The organism is Rhodopseudomonas sp. B29 (assembly GCF_000333455.1).
GTDB lineage: Bacteria > Pseudomonadota > Alphaproteobacteria > Rhizobiales > Xanthobacteraceae > Rhodopseudomonas.
Genome location: NZ_BADD01000085.1, coordinates 1 through 6,121, shown reverse-complemented (window position 1 = coordinate 6,121; position 6,121 = coordinate 1). Strand labels below are relative to the sequence as shown.

Genomic DNA, 6,121 nt, shown 5'->3' with positions numbered 1-6,121 from the left:
GTACAATCCGACGCCGGAGCTGGTGGAGGGTCTCGTCAAAATCCCTCGGCCCGCTGTTCGGCGATGTTGAACGTGAGGGTCACATCTTCGACGTCAGCTACCAGACCGTCGATCGCGAGCTTCCGGACCTAATCGCCAGCTATCAGCCCGATGCGCTACTGATGTTCGGCCTCGCGGCGCGCACCGCGCATCTGCGCGTCGAGACCCGCGCCCGCAATGCGGTCTCCATGCTGTGGCCGGACGCAAGCGGCGCCAAGCTGCGGACCGGACAGATCGAGCCAGGAGCCAATGCGCGGCGGTTTGGCTCCCACACCGCCCGGCTGCTGCGCGCGGCGCTCGCGACCGGCATCGACGCCCGCAGCTCCCGCGATGCCGGCCGCTACCTCTGCAACTATCTGGCCTTCCGCGCGCACCAAGCGACGACGGTCGCCGGCGACCCTGCACTGGCAGCTTTCATTCACGTTCCCCTCACCGCGCGGGATGGCGGCGCCCATCCGAACGGGTCGATCACTCTCGAAGAACTGGTCGATGCCGGCGAGGCAATGCTGGTGGAACTCATCCGGCTGAGCCGGCGGGCTCGGCTGGCGGCTGCCCTACCGGCGTAATCCCATATGGAACCCGTCCCGGTGCACCGTCGTTAAGTGGGACCGGAGGAAAACCATGCCCTACGCGCTGTTCTGCGACGACGCCAAGATCAGCAAGTCGTATCCGACCGAAGCCAGCGTCTGGAAACACGCCAGCGAAAGCGGCCTCGTGGTCGATGTGGACCCTGGCGACGAAACGCCCAAGCTGCGGCGCGTGCTCGATAACGGCTACGAAATCCGTCAATGCCCGGCCGACCCTGGCGAAAGCCCGGAGCACAACGAGGCCGAAGCCCACGCCGCGCGCGATTATCAGCTGGCGAAGGCCAGTTAACCCTACTGCCGAACATCACCGCAGTCCTTCACCGCCGTGGCCCTGCCGCGGCGGCAATTTGCGTTACTAATCGATGCAAATCATTGCAGGACCACAGTCATGACGCTGCATCGAAGAGACCTGATCGGCGGCTTGGCCGCCGGTGCCGCCGCGCTGACGATTGCTCCGCTCGCGGCTTTCGCACAGTCTGCCCGGCGCGGCCGCGATGCCGCGCATCTCGGCGTCCAGCCGAACCGTGATGTCGATCAAACCCTGGCGTTGCAGCGGGCGATCGATGAAGCTGCCGCGCAGCGCGTCCCGCTGGCGCTTGCGCCGGGGACCTACAGGACCGGTCCACTGAAATTGCCCGCCGGTGCGCAACTGTCCGGCGTTCGCGGCGCGACACGGCTGCTGTTCAGCGGTGGCCCCTCGTTGTTCGACAGCCTCGACGCCGACAACGTGACGCTGAGCGGCCTCGTGCTCGACGGCGGCGCGATTCCGCTGCCGCAGCGGCGCGGGCTCGTGCACTGCGTCGTCGCGCGCGAGCTGCGCATCACTGATTGCACGATTGCGGCCAGCGGCGGCTCGGGGATCTGGCTGGAGAACTCGTCCGGCGCCATCACCAGCAACATGCTGAACAGGATCGCCGTCACCGGCGTCGTGTCGTTCGACGCGCGCGGGCTGCGCGTCAGCGACAACACCATTATCGATACCAACGACAACGGCATTGAAATCCTGCGCACCGCGATTGGCGACGACGGCACGCTCGTCACCGGCAACCGCATCGAGAACATCAAGGCCGGCCCCGGCGGTTCAGGACAATACGGCAACGCCATCAACGCGTTTCGCGCCGGCAATGTGGTGATCAGCGGCAACCGCATCAAGGATTGCGATTACTCAGCGGTGCGCGGCAACTCGGCATCGAACATTCACATCACGGACAACAGCATCAGCAATGTCCGCGAGGTCGCGCTATATTCGGAGTTCGCCTTCGAAGGCGCGGTGATTGCGAACAACACGGTCGATGGCGCCGCCGTCGGTGTCTCGGTCTGCAATTTCAACGAAGGCGGCCGGCTCGCAACCGTGCAAGGCAACATCATCCGCAACCTGCTGCCGAAGCGCCCGATCGGCACCGCGCCCGACGACGATGCGGGCGTCGGAATCTATGTCGAGGCCGACAGCGCGGTGACCGGCAACGTCGTCGAGAATGCACCGGCGTTCGGCATCATGGCCGGCTGGGGCAAGTATCTGCGCGATGTCGCCATCACCGGCAACGTCGTGCGCCGATCCTTCGTCGGCATCGGCATCTCGGTGGCGGACGGCGCCGGCACGGCCGCCATCAGCAATAACATCATCGCCGAGACGAAACGCGGCGCCGTCGTCGGCCTCGATCATGCCCAGCCGGTGACGCCCGACCTGACGCTGCCGAACGCGGAAAAACGGCCGCAGGTGATGCTGGGGCCGAATTCGGTGCGGTGATCAGCTGCTCGCTGCAAACCCAATCGCAGCGCTGCGATCCGGATCAGCGCGCTCCGGAAATATCCAGGATTCGCTGCCGGCGCCGCGTCGTCGCGCCGTCGATCAGCATGCGGCCGGCCCAGCGATAGACGTTGGATTCGCGAACCTGGCGACGCATCGAACTCATCCGCACCGCCTGTTCGTGATCCGGCATGCGCAGGCCGGCGCCGAGCGCCTCCGACATCTCGCGGGTGTTGTAGGGATTGACGATCAGCGCCTCGGACAGTTCGCGCGACGCGCCGGTGAAGCTCGACAGGATCAGCACGCCGCGCTCGTCTTCGCGGGGGGCGACGAATTCCTTCGCCACCAGATTCATGCCGTCGTGCAGGCTGCTGACGATGCAGATATCGGCGGCGCGAAACAGCCTGAAGACGTCGGCCGGGCCGTGGTGCCTCACGATCAGGTGGATGGGCTTGTAGTCGCCCTCGCCGTGGCGGGCGTTGATCTGGTCGGTCAGCGCGATCGCCTCGGCCTGCAGCGCGCTGTAGCTGTCCAGCCGGCTGCGCGTCGGCGCCGCGACCTGAACGAACACCAGCCGGTGCTTCCACTGCGGCTCGCGCGTCAGCAGATCGTCGAGCGCCCTCATCCGGTCGAGGATGCCCTTGGTGTAGTCGAAGCGCTCGATGCCGACGATCAGCTTGGTGTCGGGCGGCAGGCCGAGCGAATGCCGCACCTCGGCGCGGCAGGTCTCGACCGGCGCCAGGCCGTCGAGTGCCTTGGGCGGCCATTCGATCGAAATCGGATAGGCGCGCACCATGGTCTCGTGGCCCTGCACGGTCACGGTGGCGTGCTCGCGGTCGATCCGGCTCTCGACGAAGCGATCGACGGTTTCGAAGAAATTGTTGCAGTGAAACTGGGTGTGGAAGCCGATGATGGTGCTGCCGAGCAGCCCCTCGATGATCTCCTCCTTCCACGGGCAGATGCTGAAGGTCTCGGCGTTCGGCCAGGGGATATGCCAGAAGCTGATGATGGTCGCTTTGGGCAGGCGCTGGCGGATCAGCCGCGGCGCCAGCGCGAAGTGATAGTCCTGCACCAGCACCACGGGATCTTCGGTCTTGGCCTCTTCAATCACCGCGTCGGCGAAGCGCTCGTTGATCAGCCGGTAGGAGCGCCAGTCTTCGTCGCGGAATTGCGGACGCACGAAGGCGATATGGCACAGCGGCCACATCCCCTCGTTGGAGAAGCCGTAGTAGAAGCCGTCCTGTTCGTCGTCGTCGATCCAGACCCTTCGCAGCACGTAGGCCGGATCGCCCGGCGGCACGTCGAGCCGGTCGTGAGCGTCGACGGCTTCGCGATCGGCCGAGCCGCTGCCGTGCGCGATCCAGGTGCCGCCGCAGGCGCGGATCACCGGCTCCAGCGCCGACACCAGGCCGCTTGCCGGAATCTGTACTTCGACGGTGTCGGTGCCGTCGATGCGGTTGTGGATATACGGCTCGCGGTTGGAGAGGATCAGCACTTCGGCTTCCGGCATCAGTTCGACCAACAGCCGCTGCAACGAAGCCGGCGACCAGTCGATCTCGGCCGAGCCGATCGTGACGCGGCCAGCCTCGAGGGCACGCAGCAGCCGCTTGATCTCTTCGTCGATCGAGGCGAGATCGCGCCGCGGGTCCATCGCGGTCGAGCCCGGGTGGATTTCCTGCACCGCGCGGCGCAGCGAATTCATCCAGCTCCGGAACGCCAGCGCGAAGCCGACGCCGGCGGCGGCAATCATGATAGCGGCGACCACCGCCAGCAGCGCGGCCAGACGCGTCTGCGCCTCGCCCGAGCGCGCACCAATGAAGCTGAGATCGTGCAGGATGACGAAATAGGACTTCTGCGTGCGCTCCGTGACCGGGAACGCGCTGACCATGATGCGCAAGCCATCGCTGCTGATGATCGAGAAGCTGGCCGCGTCGGACCTCGCCACCTTGTCGCAGGAAAACGTCGCGGGCATCAGCCGCGTCGGCTTGATCAGCAGCCCCGTCGAATCGCACAGACCGACCGCGAGGATCCGCTGATCGAGCGCGACGCTCTCGAATATGCCTGCCAGCCGTTCGTAATCGCGATCCGCCATCGCCCGCTTGAGCTGATCCTTGACGGCGTTGAACACGAGCCGCGACCGCGACTCCACGTCGGCACGCGACCATTGATCGATCAGCGGCCGCGCCAGCGGTGCGATTGCCAGAGCCAATGCAAATGCCGCGGCGAGCGCGGCGCCGACGAACAAAAGGCTGCGTTTCAAGCGTCGCTGCATCGTATGTCGGGTACTCCTCGGCTCATGCAGCGTTCCACGGGATTGCGCGACGCTTAACGTGACCGCCGTCTTACCGAGTTTGGCAGCTCGCGACAAATCACCCGAAACGCTCGTCCGTGCGGCATCGTACACGATCGTTCGACACGTGATAGGGCTCGGTAAGCATTACGAGAACGTTCTCACGAACTCGGCGTTGACCGAGGCGGCGCGCTGCGCCGGGTCGCTGTGTGACGGCGTCCCGGCGCAGCGTCGTCGGCTCAGAAACTCACGGTGAGCCGGGTGTTGAACGATCGCCCCATCCCGGCAACCGAGTAGCCCCACATCGGCGATGATCCCATCATCGAGACGGCCTGGAAATCGACCAGGTCGGCTCCGCCGAGCGGCAGGTAGTAGAATTTATTGAACACGTTGTCGATGCCGACGTCGAGCCGCACGTTCTGCCAGCGATAGCCGGTGCGAAGATTGAGCAGCGCGTAGGCCGGCGTGGCGATCTCGTTGCGGACCTGGCTGACGTCGGTCTTGGCGCCGACCAATTGCACCTCGGCGCTGCTGATCCAGCCGCCGAGCTCGTGATTGAGCGCCAGTTTCGCGTTGATCGGCATCACGTGATACAAGTTGACGCCGTCGGTGCGCTGGCCGTGCACGTAAGCGAGCTGGCCACGCAACACGCCGCGGCCATAGGCCGGAGTGTCCCACACCGCCAGCCGGCCGTCGAGGTTGACGCCGTACAATTCGGCGTCATGGTTGGCGAATTGCAGGAACACGAAGCTGTTGGTCGCGGTCGCGTTGGCGGCCGTGCAGCTTCCGATCGCGCAGCGATCGACGTCGATATAGTCCTGAACGTAGCTGTAGTACGGCGTGATGCGGACCTCCCACAGCCTCTGCGCCGGATCGTGCCACGTCGCGGTGAAGCTCACGGTGTGAGCCTTCTCCGGCTTCAGATCGATATTGCCGACATAGCCGTTGCCGTCGCCGAACCAGCCGATCATCTGCATCGCCATCGCCGACGTCGACCACGCGTAGCGCTCGTAGAGATTCGGCGAGCGGGTCTTGCGGGCGAAGCCGAGTTCGAACTGATTGATCGGATTCGGCTCGTAGCGGATCAGGGCCGAGCCGTCGAGATTGACGTCGGTCTTGGCACGGTCGAGCGCGTTGAATCGCGCCGCATCGCCAGCGTACATCATGCTGTAGCCCTGCACGTTGCCGGTGTTCATCGACACCACGTCGTTGCGCAGGCCCACCAGCGTCGTCCATTCGCGATCCCAGTGGCGCTCCCATTCGACGAAGGTGCCGAACCGGGTGCGGCGGCCGTCGTTGATGTTGATGAAGGTGTTGGGCGACATCATCATCCCGGAGCCGGCGACAGGATCCCACCAATCGTCGAGCCGATAGGCGTGGGTCTCGTTGCCGACGCGGATGAGGTCGTGCTCCGAGGCGATCACCGAAGCCTTGATATTGTAGCCGAGGTCGGTACCG

5 protein-coding genes are annotated in these 6,121 nt (G+C 65.3%); 3 read left to right on the top strand and 2 right to left on the bottom strand.

Features of this window, described 5'->3' with window-relative positions; all coding sequences use genetic code 11:
- From I5M_RS29105 to I5M_RS03095, 3 genes are all read left to right on the top strand, one after another.
- A partial coding sequence (locus I5M_RS29105) for a pyroglutamyl-peptidase I (RefSeq protein WP_307704341.1) occupies positions 1–605 on the top strand: 605 nt, incomplete at its 5' end.
- A gap of 55 nt (positions 606–660) precedes the next feature.
- Positions 661–915: a hypothetical protein gene (locus I5M_RS03100; RefSeq protein ID WP_022720064.1), complete on the top strand. Its 255-nt coding sequence runs from the start codon at positions 661–663 to the stop codon at positions 913–915.
- 99 nt (positions 916–1,014) lie between these two features.
- On the top strand, positions 1,015–2,373 hold the full coding sequence (locus I5M_RS03095) for a TIGR03808 family TAT-translocated repetitive protein (protein WP_022720063.1): 1,359 nt from the start codon (positions 1,015–1,017) through the stop codon (positions 2,371–2,373).
- Positions 2,374–2,416: 43 nt separating this feature from the next.
- Here the strand turns inward: I5M_RS03095 and I5M_RS03090 are convergent, their stop codons facing one another.
- Positions 2,417–4,645 (bottom strand): trehalose-6-phosphate synthase, encoded by a 2,229-nt coding sequence (locus I5M_RS03090; protein WP_031335188.1) that lies wholly within the window; start codon positions 4,643–4,645, stop codon positions 2,417–2,419.
- 257 nt (positions 4,646–4,902) lie between these two features.
- Positions 4,903–6,121, bottom strand: a 1,219-nt coding sequence (locus I5M_RS03085) for a TonB-dependent receptor (RefSeq protein WP_022720061.1), incomplete at its 5' end; no start/stop codon positions are given.